Source organism: Streptomyces stoeckheimensis, from assembly GCF_045822005.1.
Lineage (GTDB): Bacteria > Actinomycetota > Actinomycetes > Streptomycetales > Streptomycetaceae > Streptomyces > Streptomyces stoeckheimensis.
The window spans coordinates 2,212,649-2,232,967 of record NZ_CP169550.1; the positions used below are offsets into that span (position 1 = coordinate 2,212,649).

Below are 20,319 nucleotides of genomic sequence, written 5' to 3' on the forward strand. Positions count from 1 at the left end.
CGGCGGTTCGACGCCCCGCGTGATCTTGGGGGGTCAGTTTCATGTCTGGGAATCGAGGCATCGCCATGGCCGGCGCCGTGGCGGCCGCCGTCCTGCTCCTCGCCGGGTGCGGGGAACCTGCCGACCCGAAGGGCAAGGACTCCGGCAAGCCGGCATCCGCGCCCGCCCCGAGCGGGTCCGGGCCCTCGATGCCGGGGCTCATCGGGAAGACGTCCGCCCGAGCCGAGGACCTCGTCAAACCCGTGCTCCCCAAGCCGGTAGAGGCGCGCAGCGCCTACGACGACGTCCCGCTCGCCGCCGACCACGGCCAGTGGACGGTCTGCTTCCAGACCCCGGCGGCCGCCACCCCCGTGACGGGCGACGCCTCCGTCGAGATCTCGCTCGTCGCGCCCGGAACCCCGTGCCCGGCCGCCGCCGGCGCCTCCCTGCATCCACCCAAGGGGTCGAGCCCCGCCAGGCCCCCGGTCCCCTCCGCGGAGCCGGGTCATCCGAAGCCGAAGCAGCCGAAGTCCGGCCCGACCCCGGCCCCCGGGCCGAAGGACGTCAGTTACCGGAACTGCGCCGAGGCCAGGGCCGCGGGCGCCGCTCCGATCCGGCGCGGCCAGCCCGGGTACAGCAGGCACCTCGACCGCGACGACGACGGCGTTGCCTGCGACTAGCCGGAGAGGAAGGGGCCCGCGCGACGGCGATATCCGGCCTGATGGCCCTCCGACCCTCGCACCCGGTGGGCCGTCGCCCCCAGAATCGCCCTGTCGGCACAGTTCAGAGGGCGGAGCCATGGCAGCAGCGCAAGCACCACGGACAGGCAGCAGCGACCGTACGGGGATTCCCCGGCTGGAGGGCTCCCCGCTGCTCGGGTCGCTCGCCGACCTGAAGTCGGACGCCCTCGGTACGTACGAGCGGGCGCGGCACCTGCACGGCGACGTCGTGCGGATCACGGCCGGCCCGCCGGGGCTGCGCACCGAGCTGCACTGCGTCTTCTCGGCGGAGGGGGCGCAGCAGGTCCTGGCCACGCAGGCGGCCAACTTCCGCAAGGACAACGCCATCTACCAGGAGGTCCGCGACGCCCTCGGCAACGGTCTGCTCACCAGTCAGGACAAGGACTACCTGCGCCAGCGGCGGCTGGTGCAGCCGCTGTTCACCAAGCGCCGGGTGGACGGGTACGCGGACGCCGTCGCGACCGAGACCGCTGCCACCCTCGCCGCCTGGGAGGCGGCCCCGGACGGGGTCGTCGACGTCGCGGACGAGATGATGGCCCTGGCGCTGCGTGCCGTCGCCCGAATCCTCTTCGGCACCGACGTGGACGCCACCGCCGACGTCGTGGACCGGTCCTTTCCGGTCATCACCGCCTACGTGATGCGCCGCGGCTACTCCCCCGTCAACGTCCCCCGCGACTGGCCCACTCCGGGCAACAAGCGGGCGGCCGCCGCGATGGACGAGCTGTACGCGGTGTGCGACGGGATCATCGCCGAGCGCCGCAGCGGCAGTAGCAGTAGCAGCCAGGAAGTCGGAGCCGGCGAGGACCTGTTGTCCTTGCTCGCCGCCGCGAGCAGTGTGGACGACGGGGAGTTCGACGCCACCGAGCTGCGCGAACAGGTGCTGATCTTCCTGCTCGCCGGGCACGAAACGACCGCCACCTCGCTGGCCTTCTCCCTGCACCTGCTGGCCCGCCATCCCGAGCTCCAGGACCGGGCCCGCGCCGAGATCACCGCGGTACTGGGGGACCGTACGCCCGGAGCCGCCGACCTCGACCGGCTCCCGTACCTCACCCAGGTGCTCAAGGAGGCCATGCGGCTCTACCCGGCGGCCCCGGTGCTCGGTCGCCGCTCGGTGGCCGCGGCCGAGGTCGACGGGCACACCATCCCGGCCGGTGCCGACGTGATCGTGGCGCCCTGGGTGACCCACCGCCATCCCGGCTACTGGCCGGACCCGGAGCGTTTCGATCCCGACCGGTTCACCTCGGAGGCGGAGGCGGCCCGGCCGCGGTACGCCTGGCTGCCCTTCGGCGGCGGACCGCGCGCCTGCATCGGGCAGCACTTCTCCATGCTGGAGTCGGTGATCGCGCTGGCGATGCTGCTGCGGGCCTACGAGTTCGAGGCGGTGGACACCGCGGTGTCCGTCACCGCCGGGATCACCTTGCGCACCACCGGTCCGGCGCGCTGCCGGATCCGTCGCGCGGGGGCCTGACCCGGCCGACGGCCGCCCGCCGGGTCAGGCCCCCGCGGCCGGTGTGTGGTTGCCCTGGAGGCGGGCGAGGTCCGAGGGCCGCACCTGGATGACGAGGAGTGCGATCAGCGCCGTGATCAGGGTGAACACGGCTGCCGCCACGAAGGCGGCGCTGACGCCCGAGGTGAGGACCTGGTCGCTCCAGGGCTTCGGGTACTGCTTGGTCTTGGCGAAGAAGAGCTTCTGTTCGGGTGTGGCGTTGCGCAGGAAGGAGCCCGCCTGGTCCTTGGCCTCGTTGCGGCTGGCCGTGCCGAAGACGGTGACCAGGATGGACAGGCCCAGCGAACCGCCCACCTGCTGCATCGCGTTCAGGAGTCCGGAGGCCGCGCCCGATTCCCGGTCGGGGACGTTCGAGAGGGCCATCAGGGTCAGGGACACGAACTGCATGCCCATGCCGGCGCTGAACAGCAGCATCGGGCCCAGGATGCTGCCCAGGTACGTCGAGTGGATGTCGGTCTGCGTGAGCCAGGCCAGTCCGGCGGCCGAGAGCAGGGAGCCGGTCACCATGAACGGCTTCGGCCCGAACTTCGGAAGCAGCTGCGAGGTCATCCCCGCCGTCACCGCGATCATCGCGCTGACCGGCAGGAAGGCGAGCCCGGCCCGCAGCGGGCTGAAGCCCAGCACGTTCTGCACGAACAGGGTCAGGAAGAAGAACATGCCGAAGATCGCGCAGGCGAAGAAGAGCATGATCGCGTACGTGCCGGCCCGGTTGCGGTCGGCGAACATGTGCAGCGGGGTGATGGGCTGGGGCGAGCGCCGTTCGTTGACGACGAAGAGGGTCAGCAGGACCACGGCCGCCGCGAAGGAGCCGAGCGTCAGCCCGTCCAGCCAGCCGTCCTGGGACGCGCGGATGAATCCGTAGACCAGTGCCACCATGCCGATGGTGGAGAGCAGGGCGCCCGCGAGGTCGAAGTGTCCGGGGCGGCGTGCGGATTCGCGGATCACCTTCGGGGTGACCAGGGCGATCAGCAGCGCGATCGGAACGTTGACGAAGAGCACCCAGCGCCAGTTCAGCCACTCCACGAGCACCCCGCCCGCCAGCAGCCCGATCGCGCCGCCGCCTGCCGAGACGCCGGCGAAGACCCCGAAGGCCCGGTTGCGTTCGGGTCCTTCGCGGAAGGTGGTGGTGATCAGTGCGAGGGCGGTCGGGGAGGCGATGGCGCCGCCGACGCCCTGGAGGGCGCGGGCGCCCATCAACTGGCCGGCGTTCTGGGCGAATCCGCCCAGCAGGGAGGCCAGGCCGAAGAGCAGGACGCCGAAGATGAAGACGCGCCGCCGGCCGAGGATGTCGCCGGTGCGGCCGCCGAGGAGCAGCAGTCCGCCGAAGGTGAGGGTGTAGGCGTTGACGACCCAGGACAGGCTCTCGGTGGAGAAGTCGAGTGCGGTCTGGATGTGCGGCAGCGCGATGTTCACGATGGTGATGTCGAGAACGACCATGAGCTGGCAGGAGGCGAGCACGAACAGAGCTAGCCCGTGATGGCCATCGCTGTCTTGGACCTTGCCGTCGGTCCCGGTGCTGGTACTGCTCGGCGTAGCGTTCGGGTCCACTTTTTCGACGCTAAACCTGTACCCGGGGTGACACCACTCGAACGGCCTAGGCTATGTGGCATATGCTGTGTGGTATGTGCCGTGTAGTATTTCACATGACACACTGATTCCATGGATCGCATGGATGACTTCCTCAGGCTCTCCGCGAGCACCGCCCGGTTCACCTACGGCGCCCCGCGCGCCTTCGCCTTCGGGGACGAAGGCCGGCTCCTCTGGTTCCTCCGCTCCACCGGCCCCACCGATCCCTTCGACGGCCTCTGGGTCCTGGACACCACCACCGGCGCCGAAACCCGGCTCGCCGACCCCCGCGAACTGTCCCCCGAGCCCGCGCCCCTCCCCGTCGTCGAGCGCCGGCTGCGCGAACGCTCGCGGCTCGTCGCCGCCGGGATCGGCTCGTACGCGCTCTCCGCCGACGGGCTCACCGCGGTGTTCGCGCTCTACGGGCGCCTGTACTGCGCCGCGTACGAAGGCGCCCGCGCGGCGGACGCCGGAACGCCCGCGCAGCCCAAGGAACTCCCCACCGCCGGGCCCGTCTTCGACCCCCGCCCCAGCCCCGACGGCTCGCGCATCGCCTACGTCACCGGCGACGCCCTGCACACCGTCCCCGGCGGCCGGGTCAGCCCCGAGGACGGAGCCCGCTGGGGCGTCGCGGAGTTCGCCGCCGCCGAGGAGCTCGACCGGCACCGCGGGCACTGGTGGGCCCCCGACGGCGAGCGCCTGCTGGCCGCCCGCGTCGACGAATCCGCCCTCCAGCGGCGCTGGTTCGCCGACCCGGCGCACCCGGAACTGCCGGCCGAGGACTTCGCGTACCCCGAGGCGGGCGGCCCCAACGCCGACGTGCGGCTCTGGGTGCTCGGACCCGGCCCGGACGCCGCCGTGCGGCTCGACTGGGACACCGAGACCTACCCCTACGTCTCCGACGCGGACTGGGACTCGCCCACCGAGATCCTGCTCACCGTGCACGACCGGCTCCAGCAGAACGCCCTGCTGCTCTCCGCCGACCCGGACACCGGCCGCACCCGGGAGCTGTCGCGCACCACGCACCCCCAGTGGGTGGACCCCATGCTCCCCGGCACCCCGGCGCGCCTGGCCGACGGCCGGATGCTCACCTCGGCCGACACCCCCGGCGGGGCCGCCCGCGCGCTCGCGCTGGACGGCGTGCTCCTCACCGGGGACGGGCTCCAGGTCCGCAAGGTGGCCGGCGCCCACGGGAACCGCCTGCTGATCGAGGCCGGGCAGCGCGACCCCTCCGAGCAGCAGGTGCTCCTGCTGGACCCGGACACGGGCGACCTGACCCCGCTCGCGGACGGGCCCGGGGTGCACTCCGTCCAGGCCGCAGCCGGAGCGCTGCTGCTGACCTCCGCCGACGCCGACGGGATCCGGCGCGTCCTGCGGAGCTCCGACGGGCGGGAGTTCGTCCCTGTGGACCTGTCGCAGCCGCTGCCGTACCGGGTGGTCCCGGTGCTGGAGCGGGTCACCGAGCACGCGGTGCCCACCGCCCTGGTCCTGCCGCGCGGGCACGTCCCCGGCACGCGGCTGCCCGTCCTGATGGACAGCTACGGCGGCCCCGGCATGCAGGACGTCAGCGCCGAGCCGCGCCGCTGGCAGCACCGGCAGTGGTGGGCCGACCAGGGCTTCGCCGTGGTCACCGTCGACAACCGCGGCACCGCGTACGTCTCGCCGCGGTACACGCACGCCATGTACCGGGGTTTCTCCGAGGTGACCCTGGAGGACCAGGTCGCCGCCCTGCAGGCGCTCGGGGCGCGCCACGCCGACCTGGACCTGACCCGGGTCGGCGTCCGCGGCTGGTCGTACGGCGGGTACCTGTCGGCGCTCGCGGTGCTGCGCCGCCCGGACGTCTTCCACGCGGCGGCGGCCGGGGCCGCGCCGACCGACTTCCGGCAGTACGACACGGCGTACACCGAGCGGTACCTGGGTCTGCCCCAGGAGCACCCGGAGGTGTACGAGCGGGACAGTCTGCTCGCCGACGCCGCGGGTCTGCGCCGGCCGCTGCTGCTGGTCACGGGGCTGGCCGACGACAATGTCCACCCCTCGCACACCCTGCGGCTCTCGCAGGCCCTGACCGACGCGGGCCGCCCGCACCAGCTCCTCGCACTGCCGGGGGTCACCCACATGACCCCGGGCGGGGTGCGGGAGAAGGTCATGGCGCTGGAGCTGGAGTTCTTCCGCAAGGAACTGGGCCTGGCCTGAGGCGCCACCGGAACGAAGGGAGGGCCCCGGAGCGAGATCATCGCTCCGGGGCCCTCCCCGTACCCGGGTTCCCCGCCGGTCCCCCGGGAGTCCGCGGCTACGCCATGTGGCAGGCCACCTCACGGGAGGCGACCGTCCGCAGCAGCGGCCGTTCGGTGCGGCAGATCTCCTGCGCCACGGGGCACCTGGGGTGGAAGGTGCAGCCCGGGGGCGGGGCGGCCGGACTCGGCGGATCGCCGAGCAGCACGATCCGCTCGCGCCGCCGCTCCGCCGCCGGGTCGGGCAGCGGTACGGCGGACAACAGCGCCCTGGTGTACGGGTGCTGGGGGTTCTCGTAGAGCGACTTCTTGTCGCCCATCTCCACGATCCGGCCGAGGTACATGACGGCGACCCGGTCGCTGACCCGTTTGACGACCGAGAGGTCGTGCGCGATGAACACGTAGGCCAGGCCCAGTTCGGCGCGCAGCCGCTCCATCAGGTTGACGATCTGCGCCTGGACGGAGACGTCGAGCGCCGAGACCGGTTCGTCGGCGACGATCAGCCGGGGGTTGGTGGCGAGCGACCGGGCGATGCCGATGCGCTGCGCCTGGCCGCCGGAGAACTCGTGCGGATAGCGGTCGATGTGCTCCGGGATCAGCCCGACGAGCTCCATCAGCTCGGCGGCCCGGCGGCGGGCGTCCGCCGCGCCCGAACCCTGCACGAGCAGCGGGTCCGAGATGATCCGGGCCACCGTCTGGCGGGGGTTGAGGGAGGAGTGCGGGTCCTGGAAGACCATCTGGAGGTTCCGGCGCAGCGGGCGCAGGGCGCGCTGGGAGAGCCGGCTGATGTCCTTGCCGTCGAACTCCACGCTTCCGGAGGTCGGTTCCAGCAGTCGGACGAGCATCCGCCCGGTGGTGGACTTGCCGCAGCCGGACTCCCCTACGAGGCCCAAGGTGCGGCCGGCCTCCAGGTCGAAGGAGACTCCGTCGACGGCGCGCACGGGCGCCCCCCGGCGCCCGGTCGCGGACCGTTTGCCGGGGAAGGCCATCGTCAGGTCGCGGACCCTCAGCAGCGGCTGTTCCGCTCGGGCCGCCATGGCGGGAGCCCGCGTCGGGGCTGCTTCCGTGCTCATCGGGACACCTCTCGGGCAACGGTCTCTCCGGGTGTGGCCCGCGGCCCCGGCGGGCCTGCGGGGGCCGGGGTTCCGCGGCCCGCGAAGTGGCACGCCGCCTGTCGGCCGGACCCGTACACCGTGAGTTCGGGCCGCTCGGTCCGGCAGCGCTCCCGTTCTTCCTCGCCACCCGCGGCCGCGACCCCGCACCGCGGGGCGAACGCGCACCCCGGGGCGGGGGCGAGCAGGGAGGGCGGGGAGCCGGGGATGGCCCGCAGCGGTTCGTCGTCGGCGTCGTCCAACCGGGGCAGGGAGTCCAGCAGCCCCCGGGTGTACGGGTGCGCCGGGTCGGCGAACAGGTCGTCCACCGAGGCCTGTTCGGCGGCCCTGCCGCCGTACATGACGAGCACCTCGTGGGCGACGCGGGCGACCACGCCCAGATCGTGGGTGATCATGACGACGCCGAGTCCGCGCTCCTGCTGGAGCCCGGCGATCAGCTCCAGGATCTGCGCCTGCACGGTGACGTCGAGCGCGGTGGTGGGCTCGTCGGCGATGAGCAGGTCGGGTTCGCAGGCCAGTGCCATGGCGATCATCGCGCGCTGGCGCATGCCGCCGGAGAACTGGTGGGGGTACTCCCCCGCCCGGCGGGCGGGTTCGGGGATGCCGACCTCGCCGAGCATGTCGACGGCGCGCCGCTTCGCGGCGGCCCGGCCGGCCCGGAAGTGGACCCGGAAGTGCTCGGCGATCTGCTCGCCGACCGTGTAGTAGGGGTGCAGGCTGGACAGCGGGTCCTGGAAGATCATGGCCATCTTGCGGCCGCGCAGCTTGGAGAGCTCCTTCTCGGACTTGGTGGTCAGTTCCTGTCCGTCGAGGGCGATGGAGCCGCCGATCTCGGCGCCCCGGTGCAGGCCCATGACCGCGAGGGAGGTGACGGACTTGCCCGAGCCGGACTCGCCGACGATGCCGAGCGTGCGGCCGGCCTCGACGGTGAAGCCGAGGGAGTCGACGGCGCGTACGCTGCCGCGCGGGGTGGTGAAGGTGACCTGCAGGTCGCGGACTTGGAGCAGCGGGGTCGCGGGGGCCGCGGCGTGCGAAGGCGGAGCCATCAGTACCTCACCCTCGGGTCGATGACGGCGTACAGGAGGTCGACGGCGAGGTTCGCGACGACGATGAAGAAGGCGGCCAGCAGGGTGACCCCGAGCACCACGGGCTGGTCCGAGCTGACCAGGGCCCCGTAGAACAGCCGCCCGATGCCCGGGAGTCCGAAGATGGACTCGGTGATGACGGCTCCGGCGAGCAGGCTGCCGAGGTCCATGCCGAAGATGGTGAGGATCGGGGTCATCCCGGAACGCAGTCCGTGTTTGACCACGACGGTGCGCTCGGGCATTCCCTTGGCGCGGGCGGTGCGGATGTACGGCTCGGCCATGGCCTCGATCATCGAACCGCGGCTCTGGCGGGCGTACATGGCGGCGTAGAGCAGGGCGAGTGCGGTCCAGGGCAGGAGCAGGTTGCTCGCCCAGGCGAGGGGGTTGTCGGTGAAGGCCTGGTAGCTGGGGTAGGGCAGGATCCCGGCGATGCGGATGACTCCGTAGATGAGCATCACGGAGGTGAAGTACACGGGCAGGGAGGCTGCGGCCACCGCGCCGACCATGAGGACCTTGTCCGTGGCCGTGTCCTTGCGCAGGGCGGCGGTGACTCCCGCGCCGAGGCCGAGGACGAGCCAGAGGGCGGCCGCGCCGACGGCGAGGGAGGCGGAGACCGGGAGCCGGTCCATCAGCAGGTCCCATACGGGCAGGGAGTTCTCGTACGAGTAGCCCAGGCAGGGGAAGTCGCACTGGACGGCGTACTGGCCGGTGCCGAGGGTGCGTCCGGTGAAGATCCCGGTGAGGAAGTCGGCGAACTGCCGCCACAGCGGCTGGTCCAGGCCGAGGTAGGCGCGTACGTCGGCCAGCCGTTCGGCGCTGCAGGTCTTGCCGCAGGCGGCCGCGGCCGGGTCGGAGGGGAGCACGTAGAAGATGAGGAAGGTGACCGCGGCGATGGCCAGGAGGACGCCGGCCAGGGCGAGCAGCCGGCGCGCGAGGTAGAGGATCACGTCCGGCCGCCCCTCGGGTCGAGGATGTCGCGCAGGGCGTCGCCGAGCAGGGTGAAGGCGAGGACCGCGAGGAAGAGGAAGAGGCTCGGGATGACGAAGTACATGGGGTCGGTCTCGTAGAAGGCCACGGACTCGGCGATCATCTGGCCCCAGGAGGGGGTGGGCGGGCGGACGCCGACGCCGAGGTAGCTGAGCGCGGCCTCGGTGCTGATCATGCCGGGGATGAGCAGGGTGGTGTAGGCGATGACCGGGCCGGAGACCCCCGGGAGGATGTCGCGGGTCAGGATCCGCCAGGAGCTGGATCCGCCGACGCGGGCGGCGTCCACGTACTCGCGGTGTTTGAGCGAGAGGGCCTGGCCGCGGACGACGCGGGCGACGCCCGGCCAGCCGAAGACGCCGATGACGACGGTCATGAGGACGATCCGGTTGACGTCCTTGGCCACCGACAGCATCGCGATCATGAAGATGAGGGACGGGAAGGACATCGTCAGGTCCATCAGCCGGGACAGGACGGCGTCGGTGCGCCCGCCGAAGTAGCCGGCGGCGATTCCGGCGGCGGTGCCCGCGACGACCACGATGGCGGTGGCGGCGAAGGCGATGAGCAGCGAGACCTGGGCGCCGTGGACGACGCGGGCGAACAGGTCGCGGCCGCTGACGGGTTCGACGCCGAGCCAGTGCTCGGTGCTGATCCCGCCGAAGGAGCCGAGCGGCTGGCCTCCGAGGTAGGGGTCGATGGCGGACTTGTCGAACTCGTCCGGGGACCAGCCGCCCAGCGCGCCCAGCCAGGGGGCGGTGGCGGCCATCAGGACGAAGAGGAGCACGACGCAGAGACTGACGCGGACGGCGGGGCGGCGGCGGAGTTCCCGCCGGGCGAGCTGCCAGGGGCTGCTGCCCGGGGGGACGGCCCCGGCCGGTGCGCCGTCCGGGGCTGCCGGACGGGCGGCGCCCGGTCCGGCGGCGCCCGGTGCGGTGGTGGTCATGGTGTCAGGGGCCCCCGCGTCCTCAGCCCTGGCTCTTCGACGGGTCCTTGAGGCCGATGGTGGCGTAGTCGAGCTGGCCGACCCAGACGGGGTGGCCGAAGGCGCCGGCGATGTTGGTGCCGACGAGCAGCGGCTTGCGCTCCAGCAGCACGGGGACGGCCGGGGACTTCTTCATGATCTCGGCGTCGAGGTCGATCCAGGCCTGGTTGGCCTCCTTGGCGTCGGCCATGGCGTTGATCTCGTCGATCCGCTTGATCGTCGCCTCGTCCTTGAACTGCGAGTAATTGCCCGAGTTGCCCTTGGCCTTGATGGTGCGGCCGTCGAAGACGAAGGGGAGGAAGGTGGAGCCGGAGGGGTAGTCGGGGCACCAGCCGGACAGCACGAGGTCGGGGGCGGTGGTGGTGTCGCCGATGACGTCGTAGTAGGCGCCCGGGTCGACGGTGTCGATGACCACCTCGACGCCCGCGCGGGCCAGGCCCTGCTGGACGGCCTCCGCCTTGCCCTTGTCACCGGTGGAGACGGCCAGGGAGACCTTCAGGGTCTCCTTGCCCGCGGCCTTGAGGAGCTCCTTGGCCTTGGCGGGGTCGCCGGACGGCGCGATCTTCAGGGTGTCGGCCTGCTTGCCGCCGGAGAGGGCCGGGGGCAGGTAGGCGGTGGCGACCTCGTTGAGCGCCGGGCCGCCGCCCGCGGTGACCACGGCCTCCTTGTCGACGGCGTACTGGAGGGCTTCGCGGACCTTCGGGTCGTCGAAGGGGGCGCGGGAGTTGTTCATCTGGAGCATCTCGGTACAGCCCTGCGACTCGGCCAGCAGCCGCGACTTGACCTCCGGCTTGGGCAGCACCTTGGGGGCGCTCTCGGGCCGCATGTCGGACCACTGGACGGAGGAGGCGTCGGCGCCCTCCCCGGCGATGATCCGGTCGTCGATCTGACCGCCCTTGAGGCCCATGACGACCACGAACTTGTCGGGGTAGGCCTTGCGGACGGTGTCGGTCTTGGCGTCCCAGTGCTCGTTGCGGACCAGGACGAGCTTCTTGTCGCGGTCGTACGACTCGATCTTGTACGGGCCGGAGGAGAACGGGCGGGCGTCGTACTGCGTGCCCTTCTCCTGCGACTCGGGGACCGGGGCGAAGGTCGGGAGGGTCGCGGTCGCGGAGAACTCGGCGACGGGCCGCTTCAGTTCGAAGACGATCGTGCGGTCGTCGGGGGTCTTGACGGAGTCGAGGTGCTTGCCCTGGAGCGGGCCCTTGTAGCCCTCGGCGTCGGCCAGGTACTGGGCCGCGTAGTCGGGGCCGCCGGTGAGGTCGGGGGCCATGGAGCGCTCGACGTTGTACTTGATGTCCTGGGCCTTGATGGGCGATCCGTCTTCGTACTTCACGCCCTCCTTCAGGGTGAAGGTCCAGGTGCGGCCGCCGTTGGAGGGGGTGCCCAGGTCGGTGGCGAGGTCGGGGACGAGCTCGCTGCCGGACTTGCCCGGCTCCGCCTTGAAGGTGACCAGGGTGCGGTAGAGGAGGCGGGTGCCGAAGTCCATGGTCGGCATGACCCAGTTGCGGGCGGGGTCGAGGTGGGCGAAGTCCTGGTTGGACAGGACGGTGAGGGTGCCTCCCTTGACGGGTGCGCCGCCCAGGATCTTCCCGTCGTTGGCGGAGGCGGGGTTGGAGGCACCGCCGCCGGCGGAGCCCTTCTTGGGGTCGGAGCAGCCCGAGGCGCCGAGTGCGAGTGCGGCCACCAGGGCGGTGGCGAGGGCGAGTTGGGTGCGCTTGGTCATGGGTCACTCCAGTGAAGGGCCGCGCTCTATGATGTGACCGGTAACATAGTAATGTGAAATTGTACTGACAAGGGGTTGGAGCCGCCGTTATCCAGCCGTGTCCAAATCCGCCCGCACGCGTGGGCCTTGCGGACGCCGACCGGGCTGGGCGGTGAGGGCGACGCCTATGCTCCCGCCATGGATCCGATAGAGCCCCCCGAGCCGCCTCCCGGCCCTCCCGAGCTCGTGCATCTGGCCGCAGTGCTGACCGGGTTGACCCGGAACGAAGCCCTGCCGGAGGAGCTGGCGGTACGGCTCCTGCCTCACGACCTGGCACCGCTGCGGCTGGCTCTGCGGAAGGGGTTCGCACCGAGTCCGGCCCTGTGCGAGGAGTACCTGGCACACGGCGAGTCGCAGGCGCTCGCGCACAACGCGGCGCTGCCGCCCGAGATCGCCACACGGCTCGCGGCCGATCCGGACCCCGAGGTCCGTGCGGTGCGCGCGAAGCTGGAGAGCGCCGGCGCCGGGCGACACGCTCTGTTCGCCGCCGACACCGAAGCTCAGGTGCGGATCGCCCTCGCGGGCCAACCCGACCTGTCCGCCGAATCCCTGGCCGCTTTGGCCGCCGACACCGACGCCGGGGTGCGCGCGGCGCTCGCACGGCGGCCGGAACTGCCCGAAGACCTGCTCCGGAGGTTGCTCACCGACACCGAGCCGGAGGTACGGGCGCGCGCCTGCGGGCACGGCGCACCCCCCGACCTGCACGCCGCCCTGCTGGCCGATCCGGCCACGCGCAAGGAAGTCGTACGTTCCCTGGAACTGGACCCGGAGACGGCCTCGGCTCTGGCCGCCGACCCCGACGAGGAGGTACGGGCGAAGCTCGCCGCCCACCCGGCGCTGCCTCCGCGGGTACGGGACGCACTGGCGCGGGACACGAGCCCCGACGTGCGGGGGAAGGTCTTCGCCCGCGCGGACACCCCACCGGAGCTACGCGACGAGATCCACGCGTGGCTGACCGCCGGAGCCCGCCGGTCCGAAGAGGACTGGGAGAACGCGGAAGAGGACGACGTCTTCTGCGAGATCACCCTCGTGTTCCTGGAGATGGGGTCCTACCCCTGGGTCGCGGCCGACCCCGTCCCGTACGTCGCCTCCCCCTATACGGGGCTGCGGCGCGCGGCGGCGTGCAGTGAGCGGCTGCCGGCCGAGCTGCTGCGGGGGATGCTCGAGGACGAGGACCCGACGGTCCGCATGATCGCTCTGGAACGGACGCCCGACGTGGACCCCGCCACCGCCGAGGACATCGAACGGCGCCACGAACGGTCGAAGTTCCTTGACCGGCCCGCGGATTACTTCCCGTTCGCGCCCGAGACGCTCCGACGCTTCGCCGCCGACCCCGACCCCCGCATGCGCCTCCTCGCGCTGCGTGACCCCGACGTGCCCGCCGCGCTGCTGGAGCGGCTGGCGGCGGACGAGGACCACACCGTACGGCGGGCCGTCGCCGAGGACTCCCGGACGGCCACGGGCACGCTGCTGCGCCTGCTCGGTGACGGCTCGGAGTCCGTCGCCATGTCCGCCGCCGCCTCCCCCGGCCTTCCGGTGGAGGCGATGCGCGCGGTGCTGGACCTGGCCGCCCCCGACGCCGCCGGGCGCGGGCCCGCATAGCCGCCGTTCGGGTGGTCGGCGGTGGGCTAGAGGCCCGAGCCCAGGCGGCCCTTGGTGCGGCCCACCGGTTCGTCGCGGCCCTGGGCCCAGAGGGAGCGGACGTGGCCCAGGTGACGGGTCATGCAGGCTTCGGCCGCCTCCGCGTCGCCGCTGAGCATCAGGTCGAGGAGCTCGATGTGCTCCTCGGCGGAGGAGACCAGCTTGCCGGCCTCGTCCAGGCCCGTCAGGCCGTACAGCCGGGAGCGCTTGCGCAGGTCGCCGACGGTTTCCACCAGGCGGTCGTTGCCCGAGAGGCCGAGCAGGGTGAGGTGGAAGCGGCGGTCGGCCTCCAGGTAGCCGATGAGGTTGTGCTCGCGCGCGCTGGTGACGATCTCCTGCGCGATGGGGCGCAGGGCCTCCAGGGCCTCGGGCGTGGCGATCTTCGTGATCTTGCCGATGGTCGGGACCTCGATCATCGTGCGCAGCTCGGTGTACTGGTCCAGATCGCGCTCGCTGACCTCCGTGATGCGGAAGCCCTTGTTGCGGACCGGCTCCACCAGGCCCTCGCGGGCCAGGTCGAGCATGGCTTCGCGCACGGGGGTGGCCGAGACGCCGAGCTCGGCTGCGAGGCCGGGGGCGGAGTAGACGCTCCCGGGGCGCAGTTCACCCGCTATCAGGGCGGCCCTCAGGGCGTGGCCGACCTGGTCGCGGAGCCGTTCCTGAGCCTTGATGAGACTGTGCTGCTTCAGGTCACCCATTGCATTTCCTCCGAGACCGCTCACACCACCGGCGTGCGGAGGAACAGCGTACAATGTCACGTTGTGCTCGCTCCTCAGTGGACACCGCTCCCGGCGGCCTCGAACAGAGCGACCGCCACAGCGAGATCTTCCCAGGCCATGCCCACACTCTTGAAGAGCTGTGGACAACTCGCCGCCCCCGCACCCGGCATCCGGCCCGCAACCAGGTCGGCCAGGGTGCCGCTGATATGACCGGCACCGATCGCCCCTTCCGCCTCCGGCACCAGCAGGTCCCCCGCCTCGCGCAGAGCCGCCGCACGCGACTCCACGTACACGGCCGCCCGCCGGACCAGCGCCGTGTCCACCTCGCGGGCGTCCGGCTCGTGCGAGCCGACGGCGACCACGGTGGCGCCCGGCGCGATCAGCCGCCCGTCGAAGAGGGGTTCGCGGGAGGTGGTGCAGCAGATCACCAGGTCGGCGTCGGCCACTTCCGCCGCCGCCCCCGTCCGGGCGGGGACGCCCAGCCCCCGCGCGTGCGCCGCCAGCTTCTCCGCGCCGGCGGCGCTGCCCGCGGACCCCGCACGGGCCACGACCACCACCTCCGCCAGCTGCCGCATCGCGTGCACTGCGTCGAGGTGCCCGTACGCCTGCGGTCCCGAGCCGAAGAGCAGCAGCCGCAGCGGCCGCCCGGCCGGGGCCAGGTGGCGCAGCGCGAGGGCCGAGACCGCCGGGGTGCGCAGGGTGGTCAGCGCCGCCCCGTCGAGCAGGGCGAGGGGGCGCAGGGTGGGCCCGTCCAGGAGGAGGTAGGACCCCGTGATCCGGGGCAGTCCGAGCGCCGGGTTCCCCGGGGCCACCCCGGCGATCTTCACGCCGGCGTAGGCCCCGGTGGCGGCCGGCATGAGCAGCAGCTCCCCGCCGCCCGGCACGGGCAGGGCGCTGCGCGGCGGGCAGGTCTCCGGGTCCAGCCCGGCCAGCAGTACGCCGGCCAGCGCGTCCGCGGCGGCGGCCGGGGTGAGCAGCCCGGCCATCTCCGCGCCCGACAGCTGGGGGATCACAGCAGGAACCCTGCGCCGAGCGCGTCCTGCGGGTCGACGCTGAAGAGGTGTTCGCCCGTGCGGTACGCCGTACCGGTGACCTCCGTGACCACGCCCTCCGCCACCCGCGCGGCGACGCGGCCGGTGAACACCGTGCCCACGACCGACTCGTGCAGCAGGTCCTCCCCCTCCCCCAGCCGCCCGTCCTCGGCCAGCAGCGCGAGCCGCGCCGAGGTGCCGGAGCCGCAGGGCGAGCGGTCGATCTGCCCGTCGGCGAAGACGGTGACGTTGCGCTGGTGCGGCCCGAAGGGGGTGTCGGGGAGCTCCTCGTACAGGGTCACCCCGTACACCCCGGAGAGCAGCGGCCCGTCCGGGTGCCAGGTCCCGGGGTGGGTGGCGAGGGCGGCGCGGATCTCCTTCCCGGCCCGTACGAGCGCGGGCAGGGAGGCCGGGGTCACGTCCAGGCCGAGGTCCCGGGCGGGGAGGGAGGCGTAGCAGGCCCCGGCGTGCGCGATGTCCACCTCGGCCATGCCGAGGGTGGTGGCGACGGGCACCTTGCGGGCGCTGGTACGGGCCGGGACGTTGCGGAAGGTGACCCCGGTGGTGCGGCCCCCCGAACGGTGCACGGTCGCGGCGACCCGCCCCGAGGGAACGTCGATCCGCACCTGGACGTCCCCGTCGTCCGGGGCGGCGACCCGGCCGGTGTCCACGGCCCAGGCGCCCAGCGCCATGGTGCCGTGGCCGCAGGCGGTGGAGTAGCCGTCCTTGTGCCAGAACAGCACCCCGAAGTGGGCCCCGTCGTCGTCGGGCGGGACCACGAAGCCCCCGTACATCCCGGCGTGCCCGCGCGGCTCCTGCACGAGGAGCCGGCGTACGTCGTCCAGCGGGCCGCGCCGGGGGGCCGTGCCCGATCCCCCCGGCCCGATGGCGGTGGCACAGCGCTCGGCGACGGTGTCCCCGGGCACGGGCGGCGCTCCCCCGTAGGTGAGGTCGACGATGCGGAAGGGCTCGCCGGCGGTGTGGTAGTCCACGGTTCGTACGACGGTCACAACAGAAACCCTCCGGGGAACGGGTCGGACGGGTCGAGGAAGTACTGGGCGGTGCCGGTGATCCAGGCCCGCCCGGTGACGGTGGGCACGAAGGCCGGGCGGCCGCCCACCGTGGTTTCGCCGATGAGGCGGCCGGTGAACTCGGTGCCGATGAAGGACTCGTTGACGAAGTCCGTGTCCAGGGGCAGGAGTCCGCGGGCGTGCAGCTGCGCCATGCGCGCGCTGGTTCCCGTACCGCACGGCGAGCGGTCGAACCAGCCGGGGTGGATGGCCATCGCGTGCCGGGAGCGGCGGGCGTCGGAGCCGGGGGCGGCGAGGTAGACGTGCTTGACCCCGCCGAAGGAGGGGTTCTCGGGGTGGACGGGCCGGTCCGGGGAGGCGTTGATCGCCTCCATCACGGCCAGTCCGGCGGCCAGCAGGTCGTCCCCGCGCTCCCGGTCGAAGGGGAGCCCGAGGGCGTCGAGTTCGACGAAGGCGTAGAAGTTGCCGCCGTAGGCGAGGTCGTAGGTGACCGTGCCGTATCCGGGGACCTCTGCCTTGAGGTCGAGGCCGACGCAGAAGGCCGGGACGTTGGTGAAGGTGGCGGCGGTGGCCGCCCCGTCCTCGACCCGGACGGCGACGCTGACCAGCCCGGCCGGGGTGTCGAGCCGGACGGTGGTGACCGGCTCGACGACGGGCACCATGCCCGTCTCCACCAGGACGGTGGCGACCCCGATGGTGCCGTGCCCGCACATGGGGAGCAGGCCCGACACCTCGATGTAGAGGACGCCGAAGTCGGCGTCGGGGCGGGTCGGGGGCTGCAGGATGGCGCCGCTCATCGCGGAGTGGCCGCGCGGCTCGTACATGAGCAGGGTCCGGAGGTGGTCCAGGTGCTCGATGAAGTGGAGCCGCTTGTCGGCCATGGTGGCGCCGGGGATCACCCCGACTCCCCCGGTGATCACCCGGGTGGGCATGCCCTCGGTGTGCGAGTCCACCGCGTGGTAGATGTTTCGGGTGCGCATCAAGTCCCCCTCGGACTTCGGACTGGGTTAGTTGAGGCCCTCGGCGAGCGCCTTCTCGGTCGCGGCGCGGACGCCGGCCTCGATCTCGCCGGTCAGCGGGAAGCGGGGCGGGCGGGTCGGGCCGCCGGGGCGGCCGGCCAGGTCCATGGAGAGCTTGATGGCCTGGACGAACTCGGTCTTGGAGTCCCAGCGCAGCAGGGAGTGCAGGGACTTGTAGAGGGGCAGGGCGGTGTCGAGGTCTCCCGCGACGGCGGCGCGGTAGAGGGTGGCGCAGGCCTGCGGGAGCGCGTTGGGGTACCCGGCGATCCAGCCGACCGCGCCGGCCAGGGCCAGTTCGAGCAGGACGTCGTCGGCGCCGATCAACAGGTCGAGTCCGGGGGCCAGTTCGGCGATCTCGTAAGCGCGCCGCACGTCTCCGCTGAACTCCTTGACCGCGACGATGGATCCGTCGGCGTGCAGCCGGGCCAGCAGGGACGGGACGAGGTCCACCTTGGTGTCGATGGGGTTGTTGTACGCGACCACGGGCACGCCGACGCGGGCGACCTCGGCGTAGTGGGCGCGTACGGCGTCCGCGTCGGCCCGGAAGGCGTTCGGCGGCAGCAGGAGCACGGATCCGGCGCCGGCCTCGGCGGCCTGCTCGGCCCAGCGGCGGGATTCGGCGCTGCCGTAGGCGGCGACTCCGGGCATGACGCGGGAACCGTCGCCGGCGGCCTCGACGGCGGTACGGACGACGCGGGCGCGCTCCTCGTCGGTGAGGGTCTGGTACTCGCCGAGGGATCCGTTGGGGACGACGCCGTCGCAGCCGTTGGCGATCAGCCAGGCCACGTGTTCGGCGTAGGCGTCGTGGTCGACGCTCAGGTCTTCCCGCAGGGGCAGGGTGGTGGCGACCATGATGCCGTGCCAGGGGCGGGTGCGGGTGTCCGTACCGGCGGGCGCGGGGGTGTGCGCGTGGGTCATGAGGATGCTCCCTAGGGTGATGTGTGACATTTTACTAGTGGGTACGACGTGGCCACAAGAGGTGCGGCCGCCCTGTCGGCGGTCCCGTCAGGGAAGTTCGCCCGAAAGCGCCTCAGTGAGGCGGTTCGGCGGGGAGTGCGGCGAGGTGGCGGAGCGGGACCGGGCAGGACAGCGGCCTGCGGTCCGGGGCGGGGTCGGTCCCGGCGAGGGCGGCGACGGCCGGCCCGCACATCCGGCCCTGGCACCAGCCCATCCCGGCCCGGGTGAGGAGTTTGACCGTACGGGCGTCCCGCGCCCCCAGGTCTTCGACGGCCTCCCGGATCCGGCCCGCCGGAACCTCCTCGCAGCGGCAGACGTCGGTGTCCTCGCGCAGCCAGCCGGTCCAGCCGGGGCCCGGCCGGTGCGCGCCGGCCATCGCGGCGGCGAAGGCGCGCAGCCTCGTACGGGTACGGGCGAGGCGCGCCGGTACCGGCCGGCCCGCGATGGAGTGGGCGGCGATCTCGCCTTCGGCCAGGGCCAGTTGGGCTCCGCCGATGCCGCCGGTCTCCCCGGCGGACCAGATCCCGGGGACGGAGGTGCGCTGCTCGGCGTCCAGTTCCAGGGCGACGGTGGCGTCCGGGCTCGGGCGGGTGGCGCAGCCGAGACCGGTGGCCAGCTCCAGCTGGGGCACGAGCCCGTGGCCGACGGCCACGGCGTCGCAGGGGATGCGGCGGGCGGTGCCGGGGAGCGGGCGCCAGTCGCGGTCGAGGCGGGCCACGGTGACGGCCTCGACCCGGTCGGTGCCGTGGGCCTCGGTGACGGCGTGCCGGGCGAGGAGGCGGACCCCGTGGCGGAGCAGGGCCCCGCCGTACGTGGCGCCTTCGGCGAGCTTGCCGGGGTTGCGGAGCAGCGCGGGGGCGTGGGCGGCGTAGCCGGTGTACGCGGCGGCCTCCACGACCGCGGGCACCCGGGCTCCGGCGGCGGCGAGCGAGCCGGCCACGGCGAGCAGCAGGGGGCCGCTCCCTGCGACGACGACCCGGCTGCCCGGGAGCACGAGCCCGGCCTTGAGCATGGCCTGCGCCCCGCCGGCCCCGACGACTCCGGGCAGGGTCCAGCCGGGGAAGGGGAGCTGGCGCTCGTAGGCGCCGGTGGCGAGCAGGACGGCATGGGCCCGGACCGTGGCGGGGGCCTCGTCGGGGCCGGCGACGGCGTGCAGGGTCCAGGCGGGGCCGGTGCCGGGGCTCCCGGCGGGGTCCGGGATCACCGTCCAGACGTGGTGGTGGGGGAGGTACGTGATCCGGCCGGCCGATGCGTGGGCGCGCAGGGCGGCTTCGCGCGAGGCGAAGGCGGACCATCCGTGGTGCAGGGCCTCGGGGCGGGCCGCGCCGAGGCCGGGCGCGGGGTGGCGGAAGTACTGCCCGCCGGGGCGCTCCCCCGCGTCCAGGAGGGTGACGCGCAGGCCCAGGCCGGCGGCCGTGACCGCGGCGGCGAGGCCGGCGGGGCCGGCGCCGACGACGGCGAGGTCGGCGAAGGCGTGGGCGGCGGCCTGAGCGGAGGCGGACGGGGAGTCAGACGGCGAGGTCGTCACGGCCGGTCCCTTCCTGGGTGGTGACGTGGTCGCCCGGGCGGGCGGGTACGAGGCACGCGCGCTGGTTCGGGCGGCCGTTGACGGTGACGAGGCAGTCGTAGCAACTGCCGATCCCGCAGAACGCTCCGCGGGGGGCGGCGGTTTCGCGGGTGGTGCGCCAGGCGAGGATGCCGGCGGACCAGAGGACGGCGGCGATGCTCTGTCCGGACTGGGCCGGGAGTTCGCGGTCGTCGAAGCGGAGGCTCCAGGTTTCCGCGGGGGTGCCGCCCACCAGGTCGCGGGGTGACCTTCGCCGGCCCCTCGTCGCTTCGCTCATCGCTTCCGTCCTCCTCGATTCCTCTGACTCTGCGCGATCCCGCACCGCGGTTGCCCTGCGGGGCCGTCCCCGCCCCGCCCTTCCACCGCTCCCCGGGCTGCGCCCGGACCCCTCCTGGGGCTCCGC

At 73.1% G+C, this 20,319-nt stretch carries 17 protein-coding genes; 4 read left to right on the forward strand and 13 right to left on the reverse strand.

Features of this window, described 5'->3' with window-relative positions; translation table 11 throughout:
- Window positions 1-41 precede the first annotated feature (41 nt).
- Entirely contained in the window at window positions 42-659 is a 618-nt protein-coding gene (locus ACE1OC_RS10240; RefSeq protein ID WP_407836760.1) for an excalibur calcium-binding domain-containing protein, read from the forward strand.
- A gap of 118 nt (window positions 660-777) precedes the next feature.
- Window positions 778-2,187 carry a cytochrome P450 gene (locus tag ACE1OC_RS10245; RefSeq protein WP_407836761.1) on the forward strand — a complete coding sequence of 470 codons (1,410 nt, stop codon included), beginning with the start codon at window positions 778-780 and terminating at the stop codon, window positions 2,185-2,187.
- A 24-nt stretch (window positions 2,188-2,211) separates the two neighbouring features.
- Here ACE1OC_RS10245 and ACE1OC_RS10250 read toward each other — a convergent pair whose 3' ends face one another.
- A complete protein-coding gene (locus ACE1OC_RS10250) occupies window positions 2,212-3,774 on the reverse strand; it encodes an MFS transporter (protein WP_407836762.1) in 1,563 nt (520 codons plus the stop codon).
- 111 nt (window positions 3,775-3,885) lie between these two features.
- On the opposite strand from ACE1OC_RS10250, the gene ACE1OC_RS10255 reads away from it, so the two are divergent.
- Window positions 3,886-5,985, forward strand: coding sequence for a S9 family peptidase (locus ACE1OC_RS10255; RefSeq protein WP_407836763.1), 2,100 nt, complete (start codon window positions 3,886-3,888; stop codon window positions 5,983-5,985).
- Between the two features lie 97 nt (window positions 5,986-6,082).
- Here the strand turns inward: ACE1OC_RS10255 and ACE1OC_RS10260 are convergent, their stop codons facing one another.
- Genes ACE1OC_RS10260 through ACE1OC_RS10280 form a run of 5 tightly spaced genes read right to left on the reverse strand, consistent with a single transcriptional unit; the run spans window position 6,083 to window position 11,912 of the window.
- Window positions 6,083-7,096 carry an ABC transporter ATP-binding protein gene (locus ACE1OC_RS10260; RefSeq protein WP_407836764.1) on the reverse strand — a complete coding sequence of 338 codons (1,014 nt, stop codon included), beginning with the start codon at window positions 7,094-7,096 and terminating at the stop codon, window positions 6,083-6,085.
- On the reverse strand, window positions 7,093-8,181 hold the full coding sequence (locus tag ACE1OC_RS10265) for an ABC transporter ATP-binding protein (protein ID WP_407836765.1): 1,089 nt from the start codon (window positions 8,179-8,181) through the stop codon (window positions 7,093-7,095). Before ACE1OC_RS10265 ends, ACE1OC_RS10260 begins: the two co-directional genes overlap by 4 nt.
- The gene (locus tag ACE1OC_RS10270) at window positions 8,181-9,167 is read right to left on the reverse strand and encodes an ABC transporter permease (RefSeq protein WP_407836766.1); all 987 of its coding nucleotides are present in this window, start codon (window positions 9,165-9,167) and stop codon (window positions 8,181-8,183) included. The genes ACE1OC_RS10265 and ACE1OC_RS10270 overlap by 1 nt, the downstream gene beginning before the upstream one ends.
- Window positions 9,164-10,147 carry an ABC transporter permease gene (locus tag ACE1OC_RS10275; protein ID WP_407836767.1) on the reverse strand — a complete coding sequence of 328 codons (984 nt, stop codon included), beginning with the start codon at window positions 10,145-10,147 and terminating at the stop codon, window positions 9,164-9,166. The genes ACE1OC_RS10270 and ACE1OC_RS10275 overlap by 4 nt, the downstream gene beginning before the upstream one ends.
- Window positions 10,148-10,169: 22 nt before the next feature.
- On the reverse strand, window positions 10,170-11,912 hold the full coding sequence (locus ACE1OC_RS10280; protein WP_407836768.1) for an ABC transporter substrate-binding protein: 1,743 nt from the start codon (window positions 11,910-11,912) through the stop codon (window positions 10,170-10,172).
- A 177-nt stretch (window positions 11,913-12,089) separates the two neighbouring features.
- On the opposite strand from ACE1OC_RS10280, the gene ACE1OC_RS10285 reads away from it, so the two are divergent.
- Window positions 12,090-13,553 (forward strand): hypothetical protein, encoded by a 1,464-nt coding sequence (locus ACE1OC_RS10285; protein ID WP_407836769.1) that lies wholly within the window; start codon window positions 12,090-12,092, stop codon window positions 13,551-13,553.
- 26 nt (window positions 13,554-13,579) lie between these two features.
- Here ACE1OC_RS10285 and ACE1OC_RS10290 read toward each other — a convergent pair whose 3' ends face one another.
- From ACE1OC_RS10290 to ACE1OC_RS10320, 7 genes are all read right to left on the reverse strand, one after another.
- Window positions 13,580-14,290: a GntR family transcriptional regulator gene (locus ACE1OC_RS10290; RefSeq protein ID WP_407836770.1), complete on the reverse strand. Its 711-nt coding sequence runs from the start codon at window positions 14,288-14,290 to the stop codon at window positions 13,580-13,582.
- A gap of 74 nt (window positions 14,291-14,364) precedes the next feature.
- Window positions 14,365-15,297 carry an ornithine cyclodeaminase family protein gene (locus tag ACE1OC_RS10295; protein ID WP_407841524.1) on the reverse strand — a complete coding sequence of 311 codons (933 nt, stop codon included), beginning with the start codon at window positions 15,295-15,297 and terminating at the stop codon, window positions 14,365-14,367.
- Window positions 15,298-15,320: 23 nt separating this feature from the next.
- Window positions 15,321-16,352, reverse strand: a complete 1,032-nt coding sequence (locus tag ACE1OC_RS10300) for a proline racemase family protein (RefSeq protein WP_407836771.1) — start codon at window positions 16,350-16,352, stop codon at window positions 15,321-15,323.
- Complete coding sequence (locus tag ACE1OC_RS10305) at window positions 16,349-17,353, reverse strand: proline racemase family protein (protein WP_407836772.1); 1,005 nt, start codon at window positions 17,351-17,353, stop codon at window positions 16,349-16,351. The genes ACE1OC_RS10300 and ACE1OC_RS10305 overlap by 4 nt, the downstream gene beginning before the upstream one ends.
- Window positions 17,354-17,380: 27 nt before the next feature.
- Window positions 17,381-18,310: a dihydrodipicolinate synthase family protein gene (locus tag ACE1OC_RS10310; RefSeq protein ID WP_382973833.1), complete on the reverse strand. Its 930-nt coding sequence runs from the start codon at window positions 18,308-18,310 to the stop codon at window positions 17,381-17,383.
- A 112-nt stretch (window positions 18,311-18,422) separates the two neighbouring features.
- Window positions 18,423-19,877, reverse strand: coding sequence for an NAD(P)/FAD-dependent oxidoreductase (locus tag ACE1OC_RS10315; RefSeq protein WP_407836773.1), 1,455 nt, complete (start codon window positions 19,875-19,877; stop codon window positions 18,423-18,425).
- Entirely contained in the window at window positions 19,858-20,193 is a 336-nt protein-coding gene (locus ACE1OC_RS10320; RefSeq protein WP_267040174.1) for a (2Fe-2S)-binding protein, read from the reverse strand. Before ACE1OC_RS10320 ends, ACE1OC_RS10315 begins: the two co-directional genes overlap by 20 nt.
- Window positions 20,194-20,319: the final 126 nt, after the last annotated feature.

Coding starts and splice junctions, on each gene's coding strand:
- ACE1OC_RS10240 (WP_407836760.1), top strand. CDS start 42: ATGTCTGGGAATCGAGGCATCGCCATGGCCGGCGCCGTGGCGGCCGCC.
- ACE1OC_RS10245 (WP_407836761.1), top strand. CDS start 778: ATGGCAGCAGCGCAAGCACCACGGACAGGCAGCAGCGACCGTACGGGG.
- ACE1OC_RS10255 (WP_407836763.1), top strand. CDS start 3,886: ATGGATCGCATGGATGACTTCCTCAGGCTCTCCGCGAGCACCGCCCGG.
- ACE1OC_RS10260 (WP_407836764.1), bottom strand. CDS start 7,096: ATGAGCACGGAAGCAGCCCCGACGCGGGCTCCCGCCATGGCGGCCCGA.
- ACE1OC_RS10265 (WP_407836765.1), bottom strand. CDS start 8,181: ATGGCTCCGCCTTCGCACGCCGCGGCCCCCGCGACCCCGCTGCTCCAA.
- ACE1OC_RS10275 (WP_407836767.1), bottom strand. CDS start 10,147: ATGACCACCACCGCACCGGGCGCCGCCGGACCGGGCGCCGCCCGTCCG.
- ACE1OC_RS10280 (WP_407836768.1), bottom strand. CDS start 11,912: ATGACCAAGCGCACCCAACTCGCCCTCGCCACCGCCCTGGTGGCCGCA.
- ACE1OC_RS10285 (WP_407836769.1), top strand. CDS start 12,090: ATGGATCCGATAGAGCCCCCCGAGCCGCCTCCCGGCCCTCCCGAGCTC.
- ACE1OC_RS10290 (WP_407836770.1), bottom strand. CDS start 14,290: ATGGGTGACCTGAAGCAGCACAGTCTCATCAAGGCTCAGGAACGGCTC.
- ACE1OC_RS10295 (WP_407841524.1), bottom strand. CDS start 15,297: ATGGCCGGGCTGCTCACCCCGGCCGCCGCCGCGGACGCGCTGGCCGGC.
- ACE1OC_RS10305 (WP_407836772.1), bottom strand. CDS start 17,353: ATGCGCACCCGAAACATCTACCACGCGGTGGACTCGCACACCGAGGGC.
- ACE1OC_RS10310 (WP_382973833.1), bottom strand. CDS start 18,310: ATGACCCACGCGCACACCCCCGCGCCCGCCGGTACGGACACCCGCACC.
- ACE1OC_RS10320 (WP_267040174.1), bottom strand. CDS start 20,193: ATGAGCGAAGCGACGAGGGGCCGGCGAAGGTCACCCCGCGACCTGGTG.